This window comes from Modestobacter caceresii (assembly GCF_000761485.1).
GTDB classification, from domain to species: Bacteria; Actinomycetota; Actinomycetes; order Mycobacteriales; family Geodermatophilaceae; genus Modestobacter; species Modestobacter caceresii.
Map to the genome: position 1 here is coordinate 26121 of NZ_JPMX01000009.1, position 20446 is coordinate 46566.

Annotated in this window: 24 protein-coding genes and 1 tRNA gene; 13 read left to right on the forward strand and 12 right to left on the reverse strand. The window is 74.1% G+C overall.

The genetic code is table 11. From position 1 onward, the window contains the following. Positions 1-5: 5 nt before the first annotated feature. Entirely contained in the window at positions 6-716 is a 711-nt protein-coding gene (locus IN07_RS02985; RefSeq protein WP_036333471.1) for a hypothetical protein, read from the reverse strand. 139 nt (positions 717-855) lie between these two features. Here IN07_RS02985 and IN07_RS02990 point away from each other — a divergent pair, with 139 nt between their 5' ends. Continuing rightward, complete coding sequence (locus IN07_RS02990) at positions 856-1104, forward strand: hypothetical protein (protein ID WP_036333473.1); 249 nt, start codon at positions 856-858, stop codon at positions 1102-1104. 41 nt (positions 1105-1145) lie between these two features. After that, complete coding sequence (locus IN07_RS02995) at positions 1146-2066, forward strand: DUF6910 family protein (protein WP_036333475.1); 921 nt, start codon at positions 1146-1148, stop codon at positions 2064-2066. Here IN07_RS02995 and IN07_RS03000 read toward each other — a convergent pair. The 3 genes from IN07_RS03000 to IN07_RS03010 all read right to left on the reverse strand — a co-directional run bounded on the left by IN07_RS03000 (position 2059) and on the right by IN07_RS03010 (position 3552). Continuing rightward, a complete protein-coding gene (locus IN07_RS03000; RefSeq protein WP_052090631.1) occupies positions 2059-2757 on the reverse strand; it encodes a hypothetical protein in 699 nt (232 codons plus the stop codon). The genes IN07_RS02995 and IN07_RS03000 overlap by 8 nt on opposite strands. A 127-nt stretch (positions 2758-2884) precedes the next feature. Next, positions 2885-3319 (reverse strand): hypothetical protein, encoded by a 435-nt coding sequence (locus IN07_RS03005; RefSeq protein WP_231557967.1) that lies wholly within the window; start codon positions 3317-3319, stop codon positions 2885-2887. 152 nt (positions 3320-3471) lie between these two features. Next, positions 3472-3552 (reverse strand) — tRNA-Leu (locus IN07_RS03010). A gap of 63 nt (positions 3553-3615) precedes the next feature. On the opposite strand from IN07_RS03010, the gene IN07_RS03015 reads away from it, so the two are divergent. The 5 genes from IN07_RS03015 (at position 3616) to IN07_RS03035 (ending at position 7292) form a co-directional block, all read left to right on the forward strand. After that, complete coding sequence (locus tag IN07_RS03015) at positions 3616-3894, forward strand: DUF3618 domain-containing protein (protein ID WP_052090633.1); 279 nt, start codon at positions 3616-3618, stop codon at positions 3892-3894. 49 nt (positions 3895-3943) lie between these two features. Continuing rightward, positions 3944-4441 (forward strand): DUF427 domain-containing protein, encoded by a 498-nt coding sequence (locus IN07_RS03020; protein WP_036333479.1) that lies wholly within the window; start codon positions 3944-3946, stop codon positions 4439-4441. 31 nt (positions 4442-4472) lie between these two features. After that, on the forward strand, positions 4473-4766 hold the full coding sequence (locus IN07_RS03025) for a metal-sensitive transcriptional regulator (protein WP_036333592.1): 294 nt from the start codon (positions 4473-4475) through the stop codon (positions 4764-4766). Positions 4767-4803: 37 nt separating this feature from the next. Continuing rightward, entirely contained in the window at positions 4804-5010 is a 207-nt protein-coding gene (locus tag IN07_RS03030) for a heavy-metal-associated domain-containing protein (RefSeq protein WP_197058330.1), read from the forward strand. Positions 5011-5102: 92 nt separating this feature from the next. Further along, positions 5103-7292, forward strand: coding sequence for a heavy metal translocating P-type ATPase (locus tag IN07_RS03035; protein ID WP_036333481.1), 2190 nt, complete (start codon positions 5103-5105; stop codon positions 7290-7292). Positions 7293-7307: 15 nt separating this feature from the next. Here the strand turns inward: IN07_RS03035 and IN07_RS03040 are convergent, their stop codons facing one another. After that, complete coding sequence (locus tag IN07_RS03040; protein WP_156119007.1) at positions 7308-7928, reverse strand: TetR/AcrR family transcriptional regulator; 621 nt, start codon at positions 7926-7928, stop codon at positions 7308-7310. 120 nt (positions 7929-8048) lie between these two features. Between IN07_RS03040 and IN07_RS03045 the strand changes: the two genes are divergently transcribed. Further along, positions 8049-9128, forward strand: coding sequence for an EAL domain-containing protein (locus IN07_RS03045; RefSeq protein WP_052090637.1), 1080 nt, complete (start codon positions 8049-8051; stop codon positions 9126-9128). Here IN07_RS03045 and IN07_RS03050 read toward each other — a convergent pair. Together IN07_RS03050 and IN07_RS03055 are read right to left on the reverse strand one after the other, a co-directional pair. After that, positions 9125-9724, reverse strand: coding sequence for a histidine phosphatase family protein (locus IN07_RS03050; protein ID WP_036333485.1), 600 nt, complete (start codon positions 9722-9724; stop codon positions 9125-9127). The genes IN07_RS03045 and IN07_RS03050 overlap by 4 nt on opposite strands. Beyond that, positions 9717-10949: an MFS transporter gene (locus IN07_RS03055; protein ID WP_064972351.1), complete on the reverse strand. Its 1233-nt coding sequence runs from the start codon at positions 10947-10949 to the stop codon at positions 9717-9719. The genes IN07_RS03050 and IN07_RS03055 overlap by 8 nt, the downstream gene beginning before the upstream one ends. Positions 10950-11167: 218 nt before the next feature. On the opposite strand from IN07_RS03055, the gene IN07_RS03060 reads away from it, so the two are divergent. Together IN07_RS03060 and IN07_RS03065 are read left to right on the forward strand one after the other, a co-directional pair. Beyond that, positions 11168-12022, forward strand: coding sequence for an aldo/keto reductase (locus tag IN07_RS03060; RefSeq protein WP_036333487.1), 855 nt, complete (start codon positions 11168-11170; stop codon positions 12020-12022). Positions 12023-12073: 51 nt separating this feature from the next. Further along, positions 12074-13228: an acyl-CoA dehydrogenase family protein gene (locus IN07_RS03065; protein ID WP_036333600.1), complete on the forward strand. Its 1155-nt coding sequence runs from the start codon at positions 12074-12076 to the stop codon at positions 13226-13228. A 14-nt stretch (positions 13229-13242) separates the two neighbouring features. On the opposite strand, the gene IN07_RS03070 is transcribed toward IN07_RS03065, so the two are convergent. The 5 genes from IN07_RS03070 to IN07_RS03090 all read right to left on the reverse strand — a co-directional run bounded on the left by IN07_RS03070 (position 13243) and on the right by IN07_RS03090 (position 17758). Further along, on the reverse strand, positions 13243-14316 hold the full coding sequence (locus tag IN07_RS03070) for an NAD-dependent epimerase/dehydratase family protein (RefSeq protein WP_081975139.1): 1074 nt from the start codon (positions 14314-14316) through the stop codon (positions 13243-13245). Continuing rightward, positions 14304-16046 carry a PP2C family protein-serine/threonine phosphatase gene (locus IN07_RS03075; protein WP_231557968.1) on the reverse strand — a complete coding sequence of 581 codons (1743 nt, stop codon included), beginning with the start codon at positions 16044-16046 and terminating at the stop codon, positions 14304-14306. The genes IN07_RS03070 and IN07_RS03075 overlap by 13 nt, the downstream gene beginning before the upstream one ends. A 140-nt stretch (positions 16047-16186) precedes the next feature. After that, positions 16187-17032: an alpha/beta fold hydrolase gene (locus IN07_RS03080; RefSeq protein ID WP_036333490.1), complete on the reverse strand. Its 846-nt coding sequence runs from the start codon at positions 17030-17032 to the stop codon at positions 16187-16189. 46 nt (positions 17033-17078) lie between these two features. Next, positions 17079-17522, reverse strand: a complete 444-nt coding sequence (locus IN07_RS03085; protein ID WP_036333492.1) for a PPC domain-containing DNA-binding protein — start codon at positions 17520-17522, stop codon at positions 17079-17081. Between the two features lie 5 nt (positions 17523-17527). Beyond that, a complete protein-coding gene (locus IN07_RS03090; RefSeq protein ID WP_036333494.1) occupies positions 17528-17758 on the reverse strand; it encodes a hypothetical protein in 231 nt (76 codons plus the stop codon). Between the two features lie 179 nt (positions 17759-17937). Between IN07_RS03090 and IN07_RS03095 the strand changes: the two genes are divergently transcribed. The 3 genes from IN07_RS03095 to IN07_RS03105 all read left to right on the forward strand — a co-directional run bounded on the left by IN07_RS03095 (position 17938) and on the right by IN07_RS03105 (position 20414). After that, the gene (locus IN07_RS03095; protein WP_036333495.1) at positions 17938-19725 is read left to right on the forward strand and encodes a thiamine pyrophosphate-requiring protein; all 1788 of its coding nucleotides are present in this window, start codon (positions 17938-17940) and stop codon (positions 19723-19725) included. Between the two features lie 38 nt (positions 19726-19763). After that, positions 19764-19958 carry a hypothetical protein gene (locus tag IN07_RS03100; protein ID WP_036333497.1) on the forward strand — a complete coding sequence of 65 codons (195 nt, stop codon included), beginning with the start codon at positions 19764-19766 and terminating at the stop codon, positions 19956-19958. A gap of 69 nt (positions 19959-20027) precedes the next feature. After that, on the forward strand, positions 20028-20414 hold the full coding sequence (locus tag IN07_RS03105) for a DUF2267 domain-containing protein (RefSeq protein ID WP_036333499.1): 387 nt from the start codon (positions 20028-20030) through the stop codon (positions 20412-20414). Positions 20415-20446 lie beyond the last annotated feature (32 nt).

The window sequence follows — 20446 nt, forward strand, 5'->3', positions numbered from 1 at the left end:
GCGGGTCACCAGGGTTGCTCGGCCAGCACGGCATCGCCCCGTCCGACCAGGGCGAACGGGTGCGCGGCCCGCTCGGTGGCCCAGGCGTCCTGCCAGCCGCTCCCCTCGGTGTCGCCGTGGTAGAGGCCCACGGGGGAGTGCTCGACGTCGTCGAGTGATCTCGAGGGCGGTTCGACCGGCTCGGTGGCCGACCGGAAGGCGAGGTCGAGGTGTGCACCCGAGTCGCCGCTGTGGTCCCACAGCCGCACCCCGATGACGTCGCTGGCCGGTCGCCCGTACGTCCGCAGGTGGTCCGGGGTGACCCCGGTGCCCCACGGGTTGCCGGCCAGGAACCAGTCCGCGCCGCCCCAGCCCACGGCGAGCATCCGTTCCTCGAACAGCTCGAGCCCGTCGACCCCGCCGAGCGCCTCCGCCGGGGCGGCGTCCAGCACGAACCCCATCGAGATCGAGACGTCGCAGGTCGAACGGTGGGTGTCGTGGGTCTTCCAGTCGTCCGTACCGGCGGAGCAGCGGGTGTCCACCCGGGTGCCGAGCGGCCCGCCCGCACCGAGCTGGTCGGCGGCCACCGTCATGCCCTCGGTGACCCGGGCGACGATGCGCTCGCGGTCGCCGGCGAGCGGCTCCTCGGTGGGGTCCAGCAGCTCGGGGTCACCGCACCCGGTCAGCAGGGCCAGCACCGCCAGCGCCGCGGCTCGCGTCCGCCCCCGGTGCCGCATCGCCGGCCTCCGCTCCGGCGCGCCCCCGCGGCGCGCCTCACCGGGCATCCTGCCGGTCTCCGGCGCGGTGTGGCGGGACGTCGTTACGGTCGTGCCCCAGCGGCCGCGCCGGGCGACCGGAGGAGTGGGGGAGGGCCCGATGGCGGACCTGGAGGCGCTGCGCCGGTTCGGGTTGGTGCTGGAGATGGCCGAGGCGGCCGGGGACGGCGACTGGCGGGCCTGGACGGCGGTGCTGGGCGGCCTGGACGAGGACACCCGCGCGGACGTCGTCCGGCAGTCGTCGCTGGTGATCGCCATGCTCTGCGAGCGGGAGGCCGAGCGGCGTGGCGTCACCCGAGACCAGTTCCTGGCCCAGTTCCGCGCCGAGGTGATGGACTCCCTCGGCTGATCGCAGGCGTGCCACGCCGTGCGGGCGGGCACGGCAGGTGCATGCGGATCACGGTGGACGACGTCCGGACGCTGACCTTCGACGACGGGACGCCGGTGACGGCCGCATCCGCGATCGCGCCGCTGGGCGAGGGCTGGCTGGTCGCCCCGGACGACTCGACGATCGCCGCCTGGGTGCGGCCGGGCGGGGTGACCCCGGTGCGCGTGCTGCCGCCGGTCGAGGGGCTGGACCACTTCAGCGAGCCGGCGGGCACCAAGCACCTCAAGCCCGACCTGGAGGTGGCCTGCCCGGCCGAGGTGGACGGGGAGCCGGCCGTCCTGCTGCTGGGGTCGGGGTCGACGCCCCGGCGGATGCGCGGGGTGCTCGTGCGGCTGGTGGACGGCGAACCGGTCGTGCAGGCCGGCGAGCTCGGTCCGCTCTACGCCGCGGTCGGGCGGCTGCTGGCGGTGCCGGCGGAGCAGCTGAACCTGGAGGGGGCCAGCCGGCACGGCGACACCGTCCGCTGGTTCCACCGGGGCAACCTCGCCGCCGGGGCGGGGCCGGCCAGCGTCGACGTGCCGCTGGCCGACCTGGTCGCCGCCGTGCTGGGCCGGGCCGGCGCCGATGAGGTAGCGGTGTCGGCGCCCCGGTCCTACGACCTGGGCCGGGTGGCCGGTGTGGGGCTGGCGGTCACCGACGCGATCGCGCTGCCCGACGGGCGGACCCTGCTCTCCGCGGCCGCGGAGGACACCCCGAACGCGGTCGACGACGGGCCGGTCGTCGCCGCGGCCCTCGCGCTGGTCGACGGCGAGACGGTGCTCGACATCGCGGCGGTGCCCGAGGTCGAGGGCCGCGTGCACAAGGTGGAGGGGCTGGCGCTGCGCGAGGTGGAGGACGCCCGGGTGCACGTGCTGGCCGTGGTGGACGACGACGTCCCGGGTGCGCCGTCGGTGCAGCTGGAGCTGCGGGTCGAGTTCAGCTGAGCCCTCCCGGCCCGGGCGCGGCCGGGTCGGCTCCCTCCGCGCGGCGTCCCTCCAGGAAGTAGGCGCCCAGCGCCCCGGCCAGGGTCGCGAACACGGCGACGGAGTAGACGGCCAGGGCCACCTCCAGGAAACGGGCGAGACCGTGGTCGGTGTCCAGCAACGCACCGGTGATGGTGGCCATGGCCGCGTCGTGCAGTGCGGGGCCGTAGGTGTCGTAGGCCCCCACGACGTAGAGCAGCTGGCTGCTGCCGAGGACGACGACGCCGGTCACCGCGGCGAGCCACCCGATCCGGTTGGTGAGCAGCCGGCCGGCCGACCGGGAGCCGCGGATGGCGGCGGACAGCACGCCGCCGACGCGGGCGGTCCGCAGCAGGGTGAGGGCGCGGGCGAAGCGGAGGAACGGCAGCGCCAGGAAGATCAGCTGCCACCAGTTGCGCAGCCAGAAGCGGCGCTGGCTGGGCGCCCGGACCGCGCGGAAGACGAACTCGCTGACGAAGACCGCCCAGCAGATCCAGCCGAGGACGCTCAGCGTCGTCACCAGCCAGGGTTCCCGGGCCAGGGCCTGCCCCAGGACGATGAGCACGAACACCAGGCCGAGCACGCCCATCGGCCGGTCGAGCTTCGTGGCCAGCCCCTCCGTCTCGACCGAGGGGTCGGCGGGGGGCCGGCGGATCGTGCCCGTGTGGCGCATGGAACAGCCCCTACCCACCTGCTGCCGGGGGTCGCACCTCGGTGTCCGGCACCCCGACGGCTCGCGGGGAACGAGGCCGCTCGGCCCTCCCGACGTGGGGGCGTTCAGCTGAGCGTCGGCGGCGCGCTCACCGGACCGGATCGAGCATGCGATCGAAGACGGCGCCAGTGCCCTGAGCCTGTACGTACTTGCCTGCCACGTCGACGGCCCAGTCCTGCCGTGACCACGTCGTCGGGCGGTAGAGGCCCAGCGCGGTGTTGAGGAGGACGTCACCCACGTAGACGAGAGCGAACACGGAGTTGACGGCCTTCTGGCCGCGCAGCCCCCGGAAGGCGGCGACGCCGTAGGCCGCGCCCCACATGGTCCCGAGCGCGAAGTGCGTGACGTGGTTCAGGCGTCGGCGGCCTCTCCGTGTCGTGGGACGGGCCGGGGTGACCTTCTCGGCGAAGTCAGCCGGGGCATGGCTCTCGTCCCGCTTGGTGAGGGGCATCTCCACGAACTCCTGGAAGGCCGTCATCACGACGGTCCCGCCCACGCCCGCGACGACGCCGCGTCCGATCATGCTCGGCATCGAAGGCCGTTGTGTCCGCATGCACGGCGCGTACCCGGCTGAGCCCCAGACACACGGACTGTCATCGGGAGCGGGGGAGCCCCGGACACCGTCCGGGTGATCCGCGTGCTCGCACGGCCCGTCCGGGCCAGGAGGCGTCCCTGTGCGGGAGAGGGGAGTCGAACCCCTACGCCCGAAGGCACCAGATCCTAAGTCTGGCGTGGCTGCCGTTACACCACTCCCGCGTTGGGGGCAGTGTAGGAGCCTCCCGTTCGGCCGCGGTCGGACCGATCTGGCAGGCTGTCGCCGTGCCGAGGACCCCCGAGCAGATCCAGCAGGAGATCGACGCCGCCCGCGAGTCCCTGGGGGCGACCCTGGACGAACTGGCGTTCCGCACGAACCCGCAGCGCCTGGCCGACCAGGGGAAGGCGAAGGTGCAGGAGTTCCTGCAGAGCCCGCCCGGGATCGCGATCGTCAGCGTGGTCGGCCTGACCGTGACCTTCGTCGTGACCCGGAAGATCGTCCGTCGCGTCCGGCACACCGACCGCCGGCGCAAGGTCGACGTCACCTACCGCCGGGTGCGCTGACCCGGGCGTCGCGACCGGCTGGTCGCCGCGCAGGCGCACACTCGGCGGCGTGTACCCACCGCCCCGTGACCCCGTCGGACCCGGCCAGGAGTCGGTCTGGAGCTACCCGCGCCCGCCGTCGGCCGAGGTGACCGGACGACGCCTCGAGCTCACCCTCGGTGGTCAGGTGATCGCCCGCACCGACCGGGCCGTGCGGGTCTGCGAGACCAGCCACCCGCCGGTCTTCTACGTCCCCCGGGACGACGTGGCGGCCGGCGTCCTGGAGCGGGGCGCCGGCTCGTCGTGGTGCGAGTTCAAGGGCATGGCCACCTACTGGGACGCCGTCGTCGACGGTGTGCGCCACCCGTCGATCGCCTGGTCCTACGAACAGCCGACGGCCGGCTACGAGCAGCTGCGCGGCGCGCTCGCCTTCTACCCCAGCCGGCTGGACGCCGCGACCGTCGACGGCGAGCCGGTGCGCGCCCAGGCCGGTGACTTCTACGGCGGCTGGGTCACCGACGAGGTGGTCGGCCCGTTCAAGGGGGAGCCCGGCACGCGCGGGTGGTGAAGGGGTACCCCCTGGGGGTATGCTGAACGGCATGACGGGCTACGCCGGCGACAAGGACCAGGTGCTCGCGCGCCTCAAGCGGGTCGAGGGCCAGGTCCGCGGCATCGCGCGGATGGTCGAGGACGACACGTACTGCATCGACGTCCTCACCCAGGTCTCCGCGGCCACCAAGGCACTCCAGGCGGTCGCGCTCGGCCTGCTCGACGACCACCTGGGCCACTGCGTCCGTGACGCGGTGGCCAGCAGCGCCGACGACGACGGTGCCGCCGCCGACGCGAAGATCGCCGAGGCCTCGGCCGCCATCGCCCGGCTCGTCCGTTCCTGATCAGCTCCCTGACCCCGCTCCCGAGGAGAGAACCACCGTGCAGACCCTGGACTTCACCGTCACCGGCATGACCTGCCAGCACTGCGTCGCCTCCGTCACCGAGGAGGTCAACGAGCTCTCCGGCGTGCAGGAGGTCGTCGTCGACCTGGCCACCGGCCGGCTGCGCGTCGTCGGCGACGTCACCACCGACCAGGTGCAGGCCGCCGTGTCCGAGGCCGGCGACTACACCGCCCAGCCGGCATGAGCGCGGGGCCCCAGGCGGAGCCGTCTGCAGCCGGGGGCCCGGCCGGCGAGGGCCCGGTTGCTGAGGACGAAGTCCGCCTCGACATCACCGGCATGACCTGCGCGAGCTGTGCGAACCGGATCGAGCGCAAGCTCAACAAGCTCGACGGCGTGCAGGCCAGCGTCAACTACGCCACCGAGGCCGCGACCGTCCGGTTCGACCCGGCCCGGGTCGACCCCGACCAGCTGGTGGCCACCGTCGCGGCCGCCGGCTACTCCGCCGCGCTGCCGGCGCCGCCGGTCACCGAGGACGACGCCGGGGCCCCGGACGAGGTGGCCCGGACGCCGGAGGCCGCGCTGCGGCAGCGGCTGCTGGTCAGTGCCGCGCTCACGCTGCCGGTGCTGGTGCTGTCCATGGTCCCGGCGCTGCAGTTCGACAACTGGCAGTGGCTCGCGCTCACCCTGGCCAGCCCGGTCGCGGTCTGGGGTGCGTGGCCGTTCCACCGCGCCGCGGTGGTCAACGCCCGGCACGGGGCCAGCACCATGGACACCCTGGTCTCGATCGGGATCAGCGCCGCGTACCTCTGGTCGCTGTGGGCGCTGTTCCTCGGCGACGCGGGGATGCCCGGCATGCGCATGGAGTTCACGCTCCTCCCCGAACGGGGCGCCGGCACGCACGAGATCTACCTGGAGGTCGCGGCGGCGGTCACGGTCTTCCTGCTGGCCGGCCGCTGGGCGGAGGCGCGGGCCAAGCGCCGCTCCGGTGCCGCGCTGACCGCGCTGCTCGAGCTGGGGGCCAAGGACGCCGCCGTGCTGCGGGACGGGCGCGAGGTGCGGGTACCGATCGGCCAGCTCGTCGTCGGCGACCGGTTCGTCGTCCGGCCGGGGGAGAAGGTCGCCACCGACGGTGTCGTCGTCAGCGGCAGCTCCGCGGTCGACCTGTCGATGCTGACCGGCGAGAGCGTGCCGGTCGAGGTCTCCGCCGAAGACCGGGTCACCGGTGCGACGGTCAACGTCGGCGGCCGGCTGGTCGTCGAGGCGACCCGCGTGGGCACCGACACGACGCTGGCCCAGCTCGGCCGGCTGGTCACCCAGGCGCAGAGCGGCAAGGCGCCGGTGCAGCGGCTGGCCGACCGGGTCTCGGCGGTCTTCGTCCCCGTCGTCCTGGTCATCGCGGTGGCCACGCTGGTCACCTGGCTGCTCGTGACCGGCGACGTCACGGCGGCCTTCACGGCCGCGGTCGCCGTGCTCGTCATCGCCTGCCCGTGCGCGCTGGGCCTCGCCACGCCGACCGCCCTGCTGGTCGGCACCGGTCGTGGCGCCCAGCTCGGCGTGCTGATCAAGGGTCCCGAGGTGCTGGAGAGCACCCGCCGGGTGGACACCGTGCTGCTGGACAAGACCGGCACCGTCACCACCGGGCAGATGAGCCTGGTGGAGGTGGCCGGGCACCCGGAGACGCTGCGGCTGGCGGCCGCGGTGGAGGCCGGCTCCGAGCACCCGATCGCCCGGGCGATCGTCGCCGCCGCCGGTGAGCTCCCCGAGGTCGAGGGCTTCGCCAGTCAGCAGGGGATCGGCGTGCAGGGGCGGGTGGACGGTCGGGACGTCGTCGTCGGGCGGGCATCGGCGATGCCCGGCCCGGTACCGGCCGACCTGGCCGCGGTGGTCGAGCGGGCCCAGCAGGCCGGGCAGACCGCCGTCCTGGTCGCCGTGGACGGCGCGGTCACCGGGGTCTGCGTCGTCGCCGACACCGTGAAGCCCACCAGTGCGGCGGCGATCGCACGGCTGCGGGAGCTGGGGCTCGCGCCGGTGCTGCTCACCGGTGACAACGCCGGTGCCGCCGCCGCGGTGGCCCGCTCGGTCGGGCTGGACCCCGACCGGGGCGAGGTCGTCGCCGGGGTGTTGCCCGCGGGCAAGGTCGATGTCGTCCGGGAACTGCAGGCCCAGGGCCGGGTGGTCGCCATGGTCGGCGACGGCGTCAACGACGCACCCGCGCTGGCCCAGGCCGACCTCGGGCTGGCGATGGGCTCGGGCACCGACGTCGCCATCGAGGCCAGCGACCTGACCCTGGTGCGGGCCGACCTGGACGCCGCGGTCGACGCCGTCCGGCTGTCCCGACGGACCCTCGCGGTGATCAAGGGCAACCTGTTCTGGGCCTTCGCCTACAACGTCGCGCTGGTGCCGCTGGCCGCCCTGGGGTTCCTCAACCCGCTGCTGGCCGGGTTGGCGATGGCGGCGTCCTCGGTGCTGGTGGTCACCAACAGCCTGCGGCTGCGGGCCTTCCGGTCCAGCGCGCCGGCGGCCTGAGGCTGCCGGCGCGGCTCAGGCGGCGCGGCGGGCGGAGACCAGCGGCAGGACGACGTCGGTCAGCACCTCGTCGGCGAAGTCGGTCGACACCGGCTCCCCGCCGAAGAGCCAGCGCTGCAGGATCGGCGAGCTCGCCGTCGTGGCCACGGCGGTGCCCAGCGCCGCCGGCTGGACCTCGCCGCGGGCCTCGGCACGCTCCCAGACCTGGCGGAACGTCGAGCTCCAGACCTCCATCGGGCCGCTGTGGAAGGCCTCGCGCAGCTCCGGCTCGTGCGGCAGCGCCGACAGCAGCGACAGCGTGGCCGCACCGAGCGGTCCGTTGACCGCATCGACCAGCCAGTGCAGCAGGAGCCGGAGGTCGCCCTCGAGCGAACCGGTGTCGGGCGGCTCGATCGACTTCTCGCTCAGCTCGGCGACGGCGTCGGCGACCAGCTCGGACTTGGTCCGCCAGCGGCGGTAGATCGTGGCCTTGCCGACACCGGCGGCCGAGGCGACGGCGTCCATCGTCAGGGCCGCATAGCCCGACTCGGCCAGCACCCGCAGGATCGCTTGCCGGATGGCCCCGTCGCGGGAGGGATCACGCGGCCTCCCGCCGCGACTGGGGCGTGCACCATCGGCGGGAGACAGGGGAGGCACACCTGGGACACTAGTCGAGTTGATCTTCCGCGGCGTGTGACCTCCCCCGTGCTGGGGACGGGCAGGACCCGGCCCGCGCGCCTGCGTGTTCGAGGGGTCACCGTCGGTCATCCTGCAGCGGTGAACGAGCCTGTGGACGTCGTTCGTCCCTCCTGGGAGACCCCCCAGCGTGCCCGCCGGCTGCAGCTGGCCAGCACGCTCAGCCACGTGCTGCCCAGCATCTCCCGGATCGCCGGGGCGATGGGGCTGCGGATCGGCACCGCCCCCGGACTCCTGGACATCGTGGACGACGAGGGCGGCCGGCGGATCGACCGGCTCTTCCAGCGGCTGGCCCGGGAGCTCACCGCTGCCGAGACCGAAGCGGTCCGGGTGACCACCGACCCACCCAGCGACGGCGTCGCCCTGGCCACCCGGCTGCTCACCGCACCCACGCTCGCCGTCGAGCTGGCCCGCCGCGGGGTGACCGTGGAGATGGCGCTGCTCACCGACGCCGAGCTCTGGCCGGTCTACCAGCCGATCATGTCCCTGGCGACCGGCGGCATGGTCGGCCACGAGGCGCTGCTGCGCGGCCGGGTCGACGGGCGCGAGGTCGGCGGCGGCGACCTGTTCTTCCTCGCCGAGCGGGCCGGCTGGCTGCGTCGGCTGGACCGGGTGGCCCGGGAGGCCGCCATCCGCGGCGCGGCCGGGTGGCTGGGCAGCGCGGACCTCTACGTGAACTCCGACCCGGCGGCGGTGCACCGGCCCTCGGTGTGTCTGGCCAGCACCGAGCGGGCGGTGCACGACAGCGGCATCGACCTCCGGCAGCTGGTGTTCGAGGTCGTCGCCTCGCACGCGGTGATCGACCACGAGCACCTGCTCTCGGTGCTCGAACACCACCGGTCGCTGGGCTGGCGGGTGGCGCTGGACGACGTCGGCGTCGGCTGGTCCAGCCTGGCGCTGGTGAGCGTGGTGCGCCCCGACGTCGTCAAGCTCAGCAAGACCCTCGTCTCCCGGCTGCAGGAACCCGGTGCCCAGGCCATCGCCCGGGCGCTCACCGAGCTGACCCACCTGCAGGGCGGGGTCGTGGTGGCCGAGGGCATCGAGTCCGAGCGGATCGCCGACCAGGCACGGGCCGTGGGGGCCGACCTGGGTCAGGGCTGGCTGTTCGGCCGCCCGGTGCGCCCCGAGCCCGAGGCCGAACCGGAGCTCGCCTTCGCCTAGGGGCAGCCGGTGTTCCAGCCGGTCAGTGCCTGCCACTCGTGGTCGAACCCGAGCGTGCCGTACCGGCCCGTGGCGAGGGGGAGCAGTGCGCCCTGCTCCGGGCCGAAGCCGATCCAGCGGGCGGCCAGGACCCGCAGCACGTGGCCGTGCGCCACGAGGGCGACGTCCCCGTCGGCCAGCAGCGGGCGGGCCTTCTCCAGTACCCGGTCGACCCGTTCGGCCACCTGCGCCAGCGTCTCGCCCGGGGTCTCGCCGGGGACCGTGCCGTCGTGCCACAGCGACCAGGAGTGGCCGACGCGCTCGCTGATCTCCGGCGTCGTCAGCCCCTCCCAGCCGCCGTAGTCGACCTCGACGAGGTCCGGCTCCAGCTGGGCGTCGATGCCGCCCTCGAACAGCCCGGCGAGCTCGGCGGTGTGCCGGGCCCGGACCAGCGGGCTGACGAAGGCGTGCGTGATCTCCCGCTGACCGAGCACCGGGCGCAGCCGTCGGCCGTCGTCCTCGCCGTGCGGCAACAGCGGCAGGTCGGTCAGGCCGGTGTGCTGCCCGCTCGCGCTCCACTCGGTCTGCCCGTGCCGGACGACCACCAGCTCACCCACGACGTTCCTCCCCTGCGGGGACCGGTACCGGTCCCGCCTCGGTTGCTGCCTCGGTCCGGCCACCGGCGGACGCCGTGCCGGCCACGGCCATGACGACCACTGACCCCAGGATGACCAGCAGCGGCGCGCTCCAACCACTGCTCGCCTCGTGCACGGTGCCGATCACCAGGGGGCCGGTCGCGGCCACGACGTAACCGCCACCCTGCACCATCGCCGAGAGACGGCGGTTCTCGGTCAGGTCCCGGGACCGGCGGACGATCGCGATGAAGACGACGGTGATGCCGCCGCCCTGGGCGATCCCGGCCAGCGAGCACCACAGGGCCCACAGCGACGGGGCGGTCAGCAGCCCCAGCGGCAGCGCCGCCCAGACGACGGTGACCGCCAGCAGCACCATGGACGGGCGCTTCCACCAGGCCACCAGTGCCGGGACGGCGAAGGCGCCGACCACGGCGAACACCTGGAACAACGCGGAGCTGGCCCCGGCCGCCGCCCGGGTCATCCCGTTCACGTCGGCCAGCAGGGTGGGCAGCCACGCGGTCGCCCCGTAGTAGCTGAACGCCTGGCCGGCGAAGGCCAGCGTGAGGCCCCAGGCCGCCGGCTGCCGCCAGACCGAGCGGCCGGGCGCGACCGGTGCCGGCGGAGGCGGCGCGGTGCCCGCCGCCTCGGCCGCGGCGGCGCGGGCGACCTGCTGGCGCAGTGCGGCGGTCCAGACGGTGGCGGCGACGACGACCAGGAGCCCCCAGGCGGCCAGCGCGACCTGCCAGCCGACCAGGTCGGCGAGTGGGGCGGTGAGGGCGGAGGTGAGCGTGGAGCCGATGTTGAGCGCCGCCGTGTAGGCGGCGGTGACCACGTTGGTGGCGCCGGGGAAGTCGCGGCCGATGACGACCGGGACGACGACGTTGCCGACGGTGATGGCCAGGCCGATGACGACGGTGCCCGCGATCGCAGCGGTGGGGCTGCCCAGCGAGCGCAGCAGCGTGCCGGCGAGCACCCCGGCCATCGAGACGACGACCGCGCGGTGGACCCCGGTGCGGGCGATGAGCAGCGACGCCAGCGGAGCGGCCAGCCCGAAGCAGAGCACCGGGATGCTGGTCAGCAGCCCGATCGTGCCGGTGGAGACCCCCAGGTCGGCCCGCATGGCGTCGACCACGGGGGCGATCGCCACCAGCGGCCCGCGCAGGTTCAGTGCGACCAGCACCACCCCGGCCAGCAGGAGGAGCGGCACGGCGGTCGCCCCGGCCCGCCCTCTGGGTCGCGCCAGGCCACCTCGTTGCACCGGTCCACCTTCCTCCAGCGGTCGGTGCCGGTCGACGGCGGGGGACGGCGGGTGGCGCCGGTCACAGTCCACGGAGTCGGGAAGGGGCGGCCAACGAGACACCTTGTGCACAACAGGACCCGCCGGCACGGCCGCGGGCGCCGGACACCCGATGCGCAGGAGGACCCATGACCACCGCCACCACCCCGCTCACCTTCGACCTCGGTGGGGACCTGACCGTCCACCGCCTCGGCTACGGCGCCATGCAGCTGACCGGCCCCGGCGTCTGGGACCAGCCGGCCGACCGCCCGGGCGCGATCGAGGTCGTGCGGGCCGCGATCGAGGCGGGGGTCGACTTCATCGACACCGCCGACTCCTACGGTCCGCAGGTCAGCGAGCAGATCATCGCCGAGGCCGCGTTCCCGTACCCCGACGGGCTGGTCATCGGCACCAAGGCGGGCCTGACCCGCACCGGCCCCGGCGTGTGGCCGGTCTGTGGTCGCCCCGAGTACCTCACCCAGCAGGTCGAGCTCTCGCTGCGCAACCTCAAGGTCGACCGGATCGACCTCATCCAGCTGCACCGGATCGACCCGCAGGTGCCGCTGGCCGACCAGCTCGGCGCCTTCGCCGACCTCAAGGAGCGGGGCAAGGTGCGCCACATCGGCGTCTCCGAGGTCTCCGTCGACGAGCTGGAGCAGGCTCGCGAGATCACCGAGATCGTCAGCGTGCAGAACCTGTACAACCTGACCAACCGGCAGTCCCAGGACGTGCTGGAGTACGCCGAGGCCGAGGGCATCGCCTTCATCCCGTGGTTCCCGATCGCCACCGGTGACCTGGCCAAGCCCGACAGCCCGGTCGCGGCGGTGGCGGAGGAGCTCGGCGCCACCCCGTCGCAGGTCGCGCTGGCCTGGCTGCTGCAGAAGTCCCCGGTGATCCTGCCGATCCCGGGCACCAAGTCGGTCGACCACCTGACCGAGAACCTCGGCGCGGCCCAGCTCACCCTCTCCGCCGACGAGATGGCCCGCCTGGACGCCCTGGCCTGACGAAGGACCCCCGGTCGCGCTGTGCGCGGCCGGGGGTTCAGCATGTCCGGCATGGACGCCGATGTCTTCCGCCAGGTCAAGGACGCCGTTCGCCAGCTGGTGCGGGAGGTGGTGGTGCCCCGCGAGGAGGAGATCGACCTCGACGACCGGATCCCCGACGAGCTGCGCAGCGCCGCCGGGGAGATGGGGCTCTTCGGCTACGCGTTGCCCGAGGAGCACGGCGGCCTCGGCGTCACCATGAGCGAGGACGTCCAGCTGGCCTTCGAGTTCGGCTACACGACCCCGGCGTTCCGGTCGCTGTTCGGCACGAACAACGGCATCGCCGGACAGGTGATCGCCAAGTTCGGCAACGACGAGCAGCAGAAGGCGTACCTGCCCCGGCTGGCGGCCGGTGAGCTGATCGGCTCCTTCGCGCTCACCGAGGCCGAGGCCGGCTCCGACCCGGCCGGGCTGCGCACCACCGCCCGCCGGGACGGCGACGGGTGGGTGATCAGCGGCGGGAAGCGCTACATCACCAACGCGCCGATCGCCGACCTCTTCGTCGTCTTCGCGCGCACCGATCCGGCCGAGCGCGGTGGCCGGGGGATCTCCACCTTCGTCGTGGACGCGACCGCCCCCGGGGTCACCGTCGGCCCGAAGGACAAGAAGATGGGCCAGTCCGGCGCGTGGACCGCCGAGGTGTTCTTCGACGACGCCCGGATCGACGCCGGTGCGCTGATCGGCGAGGAGGGCCGCGGCTACGCCAAGGCGCTGACCGTGCTCTCCCGCGGCCGGCTGCACATCGCCGCGCTGTGCGTGGGGATGGCGCAGCGGGTGCTCGACGAGTCGGTCGCCTACGCCGCCACCGCGAAACAGGGCGGGGCGCCGATCGGCCGGTTCCAGCTGGTGCAGGCGATGCTCGCCGACATGCACACCGAGCTGCTGGCCGCCCGCAGCATGGTCGTCGACGTCGCCGCGCGGTACGACTCGGGCGAGGACACCTCCGTCGGGCCCTCGGCGGCGAAGCTCTTCTGCAGCGAGATGGTCGGCCGGGCCACCGACCGCGCCGTGCAGGTGCACGGCGGGCTGGGCTACCTGCGGACGACACCGGTCGAGCGCTTCTACCGGGACGCCCGGCTGTACCGGCTCTACGAGGGCACCAGCGAGGTGCAGAAGGTGATCATCGGCAACGCGCTGCTCCGCGCCGCCGGCATGCCCCGCAGCTGACGGAGGACGTCCAGCTAGGCGGGCGTGTGCTCGGTGCCGGGGTGCAGCAGCGGGCCGGCGTGACCCTGCCCGCTGCTCAGCGCGGCCACGAACTCGCGCAGCAGGTCGCCGCCGTTGTGCCTGGCCCGCCAGTCCAGCTCGATGCGGGCCCTGGTGGTGTCCAACGGTGGCACCCCCATCCCCAGGTCCAGCCAGCCGGGCTCGATCTGCAGCAGGCGGGCGAGGAACGCCGCCTGCATGCCGGTGCGGAGCACGACCGCCGGCACCGGCACCCGCCGCGCGCCCAGCGCGCCGGCCAGCCCGTCGGCGTCGAAGTTGGGCGGGGCCGTGAGGTTGAACGCGCCCGGTGCCCGGCGGTCGATGATCCGGGAGATCGCGTCGGCGACGTCGTCGGCGTGCACGAACCCGAGGTGCAGGGAGCTGGGCAGCGGCAGGGGGAGCAGCTTGGCCACCGCGCCCGGCAGGGCCCGCGCGGCCGGGAAGAAGACCGGGCCGAGGAAGTACCGGCCGATCTCGCTGGCCGCGTCGGGTTGCAGCACCAGCGTCGGGCGGGTCACCGAGACGGTGACGTCGGGGTGCGCTGCGTCGAAGTCCCGCACGAACTGCTCGCACTGCACCTTCTGCCGGCTGTACTGGGAGCTGGGGACGCCAGTGGCGGGCCAGTCCTCGCCGACCGGGTGGGTCTGCGGGCCGGCGGCGTACGTGCCGATCGAGGACATGTGCACCACGTGCCGGACGCCGGCGGCACCGGCGGCGGCGAGCACCCGGCGGGTGCCCTCGATGTTGACGGCGTGCAGCACGTCGGGCTCCCGGTCCGGGGTCAGCGCCCAGGCCAGGTGCACGACGACGTCGACGCCGTCGAGGAACTCGGCCAGCACCGGCTCGCTGTCCGGGGAGCCCAGGTCGGCGCGGAACCACCGCACTCCTGCGTAGGGCTCGGTCTCCGGTGGGCGGCGGCGGGCCAGCCCGCGCACCTCGGCCACGCCGGTGTCGGCGAGGGCGCGCAGCAGCGCCGTCCCCACGTTGCCGCTCGCGCCGGTGATCGCGACGGTCATGCCCGGGAGGAGTCCGCTGTTCAGCTCAGCCATGCCCCGGGCGCTACCCGCGCGACCCCGTCGTCACCCGTCGCCGGTCGAGCGGGCCCGGGAGGGCGCGGTCGGTCCTCCGGGTGGAGCCGCACCGCGATCAGGGCGACGTCGTCGGTGACGTTCGCGGGCACGAGCCGGGCCAGCAGGGTGTCGCACAGCTCGTCCACCGGCCGCTGACCCAGGTCGGCGACCGCCGCCTGCAGCTCGGCCAGCCCCTCGTCGAGGTCCGCGCCGCGCCGTTCGATGAGGCCGTCGGTGTACAGCAGCAGGGTGGCGTCGTCCGGGAGCGCCGCCTCGTGACCGGCGCGGACGACGTCGGCCGAGACGCCGAGCATCAGGTCGGGCCGGGTGTTGAGCACCGTGCTCGTGCCGTCGGGGGCCAGCAGCAGCGGCGGGGGGTGGCCGGCGCTGGCCCAGCGCAGCAGGCGGGTCGCACTGCCCGGCAGGTCGGGCCGCCGCTCGATCCGGGCCAGCAGCGCGGTGGCGAGGGTGCTCACGTCCAGGCCGAGCGCGGTCCGCTCGGCCCGGCGCAGGACCGCGGGGAGGTCACCGCCGTCGTCGTAGGCCAGGGCGCGCATCAGCCCGCGCCACTGGCCCATCGCCGCGGCCGCGCGGCTGTCGTGCCCGACGACGTCGCCGATCACCAGGACCGTGGACCCGTCGTGCTGCAGGAACGCGTCGTACCAGTCGCCGCCGACCTGGGCGCCGTGCTCGGCCGGCTGGTACCGGACGACGACGTGCAGGTGGTCCGGCTCCGGTGGCGGGGTGAGCAGCGCCTGCTGGAGCCGGTCGGACAGCGCCCGCTCCTGGGCCGCCTGCTCCTCGAGCCGGCGCAGCTCGGCGGCCTGTTCGGCGGCGGCCCGCCGGTCGGTGAGGTCGCGGAAGGAGACCACCACACCGGTGACGGCGCCGTCCTCGATCGTGGGGACGGCGACCAGCTCGACCGGCACCGGGGTGCCGTCACTGCGCCAGAACACCTCGTCGTCGGCGACCACGGGGACGCCGGTGCGCAGCGCCTGCCAGGTGGGGCACTCCTCGCGGGGGTAGGGGGAGCCGTCGCGGCGGTGGCGGTGGATCAGCGCGTGCTGCTCACCGCCGAGCTGCTCCTCCCGGCTGTGGCCGGTGATCCGGATGGCCGCGGGGTTGACGAACTCGACCCGGCCCTCGGTGTCCAGCCCGTAGATGCCGTCGGCGGTGTTGGCCAGCACCTTCTCCGACAGCTCGAGCGCCCGGGACAGCTGCGCCTCCACCGTGCGGAGGTGGGCGAGGTCGGCCGAGCGGGCCGCGTCCAGCCGGCGCAGCGCCTCGGCCTCCTCCTGCGCGGCGGTGGCCTGAGCGGCGGTGCGGGCGGCGGCCAGCCGGTCGGTGACGTCCGTGCCGTTGGGCAGGAGGTAGGCGGTCCCGGTGGCCTGGTCCTGGACCAGCTGCAGGGTCAGGTCCAGCGTCCGCTCGCTGCCGTCGGCCTGGAACCAGGGGGTCTGCGCGCGCACCGGGGCGCCGCCGGCCGCCACCTCGGCGCACCAGGCGCGGACCCGGTCGGCCACCGCGACGCTCCCGCTCCACCAGCCGGTGGCCCAGAACGGCCGGCCGATCTCCTCGGCCGGGGTCAGCCCACTGCCCTCGAACGCCTGCCGGTTGGCGGCGAGCAGGGTGCCGTCGGTGCGGCAGATCGCGAGCAGGGCGAGGCTCGTGTCGTCCAGGGCGTGGAACCAGGCCGGCGCGCCGCCCACGGCGACAGCGCCGTCGGCCGGTGGGCTGGGCTGGGGGATGTCGATCTCGGGCTCCTGGCTCGGGTGCGGGGTGCGGCTGTCGGCTGCTGCTCGGGACGAGCATGCCGGGGCCCACCGACGAACGGTGCGGACGGGGCCGGTCAGCGGCGCGGCGCCCCGGCCGTGCGCACGTGTGCGGTGACGAGCTCCGCGGTCCGCTCGGCGGCGAGTTCGGGGATCCAGTGGCCGACGTCCTCGAGCACCTCCAGCGCGTACGGGGCGGCGACGAACTCCGCGGTCGCCTCGGTCGCGGTCCGGCCCAGGAAGGGGTCCCGGGCGCCCCAGAGGTGCAGGGTGGGCACGCGCACCGTGCCCACCGGGGCGCCGCCGGCCAGTGGCAGCGCCCGGTACCAGTTCAACGCGGCGGTGAGCGCGCCCGGCTCGCGCATCCGCTCGACGTACCGGTCCACCAGCTCGGCCGGCAGCCCGCCCTGGCCGAGCGTCCGGCGCAGCACCGCGCCGCGGCCGGCCAGCAGCACCGCCTCCGGGACGGCGGGCAGCTGGAAGAACCCGACGTAGGCCGACCGCACCCCCTGGTCGCTGTGGCCCAGCGCCTGGCTCATCGCCGCGGGATGTGGCACCGACAGGGCGGTCAGCGTGCGCACCCGCCAGGGGTGCCAGGCCGCCAGCGCCCAGGCCGCGATCCCGCCCCAGTCGTGGCCGACGACGTGCGCGCTGGTCAGGCCGGCGGCGTCCAGCATCGCCAGGACGTCATCGACGACCGTCCGCAGCCGGTAGGCCGAACGCCCGCTCGGCCGGGCACCGGGGGAGTACCCGCGCTGGTCCGGGGCGAGCGTGCGCAGTCCGGCCGAGTGCAGGGCCGGGCTCAGCCGGTCGAAGGCGCCGGCGTCCTGCGGGAACCCGTGCAGCAGCACGACGGGCTCGCCGTCGGTCGGCCCGGAGTCGCGGACGTCGAAGACGAGGTCGCCGTTCCGGAAGGTGTCCATGCCCGACTCACTGCCCGCTCCGCCCGCGGCTCACGCGGGAACCGTCTCAGGAGGCGTCCGGGTCGATCAGCGCCAGACCGGAGGCCGGGTCGTGCCGGCGCTGCAGGTGGCTCGCGCCGGTGGTGACCACCACCTTGAGGGTCGGGCGGGTCACGGCACGGAGCAGGTGCCCGCCGACGGTCGACCCGTCCCGCCGGCCGCACACCACGTGCGTGTGCACCTGCCAGCCGCCCTCGCCGTCCCGGGTGATGTCGCCTGCCAGGGTCAGCACCTCCACCTGGTCGGGCACCGGGATCTCGGCGTACTCCTGCTCGTCGAGGTCGTAGTACCCGACCGTCGCCGAGGAGAAGGCGCCGATGCCGGTGAAGGAGCTGCCCGGCAGGTCCTGCTGCTCGGCCCAGCCGGTGAGCCCGTCCACGACCTCGTCGCCGGTGTCGAAGACGACGGCGTGCTGTCGGGGCGGGCCGTCGGTGAGCAGCGTCGTCCGCATCCGGGTCAGCTGCCCAGGCGGGCCTTGAGCATGACCTTGCCCTGCTCACCGCCCTTGCGGCTCTCGTGCTGCGCCTTGCGGAAGAACTCCGCCAGCTCGGAGTCGCCCGCGCGCTCGGCGTCCTGGACGTAGGTCTCCAGGCGGAGCGCGTTGTCCAGGCTGGCCTGGGTGAACCAGAGGAGGTTGTAGTCCTTGTCAGCGGTGCCGGTGACGTCGCCGGCTTCGTGGGTGCTCATGGCGTGGTCCTCCGTTCCGTGTGCGATCTGGACCACTTTCCCCTACCCCACGACTCCCGCCCAAACATCCGGACGGGCTCCGTGGCAGCCGGCCCGATCCCGGGCCGGCCGTCGTTTTCGTGCCCGGGTCAGGGGTAGCCGATCAGGGGACGATGAAGTCGACGCGAGGGGATCTCGCCATGAGTCGCACTGTCGCTGACGTCCTGCTGGAACGACTGCACGAGTGGGACGTGGAGAAGGTCTTCGCCTATCCGGGGGACGGGATCAACGGGATCCTGGCGTCCTTCGGCAAGCAGGACCACCTGCAGTTCATCCAGTCCCGGCACGAGGAGATGTCCGCCTTCGAGGCGGTCGGCTACGCCAAGTTCACCGGCCGCGTCGGGGTCTGCCTGGCCACCTCCGGCCCGGGCGCCATCCACCTGTTGAACGGCCTGTACGACGCGAAGCTCGACCACGTGCCGGTCGTCGCGATCGTCGGGCAGACCGACCGCAGCGCCATGGGCGGGTCCTACCAGCAGGAGGTGGACCTGCTGTCGCTGTTCAAGGACGTCGCCCACCACTACGTGCACGTGGTGAACGTGCCCGAGCAGCTGCCCAACGTCCTGGACCGGGCCATGCGGACAGCGGCGGCCGAGCACGCGCCGACGGCGATCATCATCCCGGCCGACGTCCAGGAGCTGGACTACAGCCCACCGACGCACGAGCACAAGATGGTGCCCTCGGGCGGGGTGCACACCTCCATGCCGCAGGTGACCCCGGACGACCCCTCGATCCGCGCCGCCGCCGACCTGCTCAACGCAGGGGACAAGGTGGCGATGCTCGTCGGGCAGGGTGCCCGGGGTGCCCGCGCCGAGGTGGTCGAGGTCGCCGACCTGCTCGGTGCCGGGGTGGCCAAGGCGCTGCTGGGGAAGGACGTGCTCCCCGACGACCTGCCGTTCGTCACCGGGTCGATCGGGCTGCTGGGCACGCGCCCCACCTGGGACATGATGAAGGACTGCGACACCCTGCTGACCGTGGGGTCGAACCTGCCCTACAGCGAGTTCTTCCCCGAGTACGACCAGGCCCGCGCCGTGCAGATCGACCACGACGCGAAGTACATCGGGATGCGCTACCCCTACGAGCTCAACCTCGTCGGCGACGCGGCGGCCACGCTGCGCGCGCTGGTCCCGCTGCTGGAGCGCAAGCAGGACCGGTCCTGGCGGGAGGGCATCGAGGACGACGTCCGGCGGTGGTGGGAGACCATCCACATGCGGGCGATGACCGACGCCGACCCGGTCAACCCGATGCGGCTGTTCTGGGAGCTCAACGACCGCTTGCCCGGCAACGCGATCCTCACCGCGGACTCCGGGTCGGCGGCGAACTGGTACGCCCGGCACCTCCGGTTCGGCCCGGGCAACCGCGGCTCGCTGTCGGGCACCCTGGCCACCATGGGCCCGGCCGTGCCCTACGGGATCGGCGCCAAGTTCGGCCACCCCGACCGGCCGGTCATCGCCTTCGCCGGGGACGGCGCGATGCAGATGAACGGCCTGGCCGAGCTGATCACCATCTCCCGCTACTGGCAGGAGTGGACCGACCCGCGGCTGGTCGTGGCGGTGCTGCACAACAACGACCTCAACCAGGTGACCTGGGAGATGCGGGCCATGGGCGGGGAGCCCAAGCTGGCGGAGTCGCAGACCCTCCCGGACATCTCCTACGCGGCCTTCGCCGCCGGGCTGGGGTTCGAGGCGATCACGGTCGACGACCCCGAGCAGGTCGGCCCGGCCTGGGACCGCGCGCTGGCAGCCGGGAAGCCGGCGGTCATCGACGTGCTGTGCGACGCGGACGTCCCGCCGATCCCGCCGCACGCCACGCTCGACCAGATGACCGAGACGGCCAAGTCGCTGTTCAAGGGTGACGAGAACGCCTGGGGAGTGGTCAAGCAGGGCGCCAAGACCAAGATCCAGGAGTTCCTGCCGCACCGGAGCTGAGCCGTGGCCACCACCGATCTCCCCGATCCGCGCACCCTGTGGCCGAGGCCCGCCGGGAGCACGGCGCCCGGTTGCCGGACTTCGCGGCGATGTGCGGCGCCGGGCGGTTCGAGCGCCGGCTCTTCGACGGCGTCGTCGAGCCGGTGCACGGTCGTGTCCGGCCGCCGGGTGACGCGCCCGGTCTCGGGCTGACGGTGCGCACCGAGGACGTCGAGGACCTCCGCATCGGCTGACCGAGGTCACCGGTGCGGTCCGGCGCCCGCGGTCCGCGGGCGCCGTCACCAGAGGAACGAGGAGGAACGATGCAGGAACACGAGTTCGTGTCCGCCGTGCAGCAGTCCGCCCGCATCCCCGACCACGAGCACGCCGTGCAGGCGATCCGGGCGACCCTCATGGTGCTGGGCCAGCGGTTGTCCACCGAGGCGGCCGACCTGGCGGCGCAGTTGCCGGGTGAGCTGGCCGACGCAGTCCCGACGGACGGGTCGGTCGAGCGGTTCGACCTGGCGGAGTTCTACCGCCGGGTGGCCGAAGCGGAGGGCCAGGGCTGTACCCCCGAGCAGGCGCGTCAGCACGCCCGCGCGGTCACCGCAGCGCTGCGGGAGGCGGTGGGGGCGGAGTACCTGCGCGTGCTCGACCAGCTGCCCGCCGACTACGGCGACCTGACGCACACGGAGAACGCCCAGCACTGACCGGGCAGCCCCCGTCGGCGGCCTGGCTCACC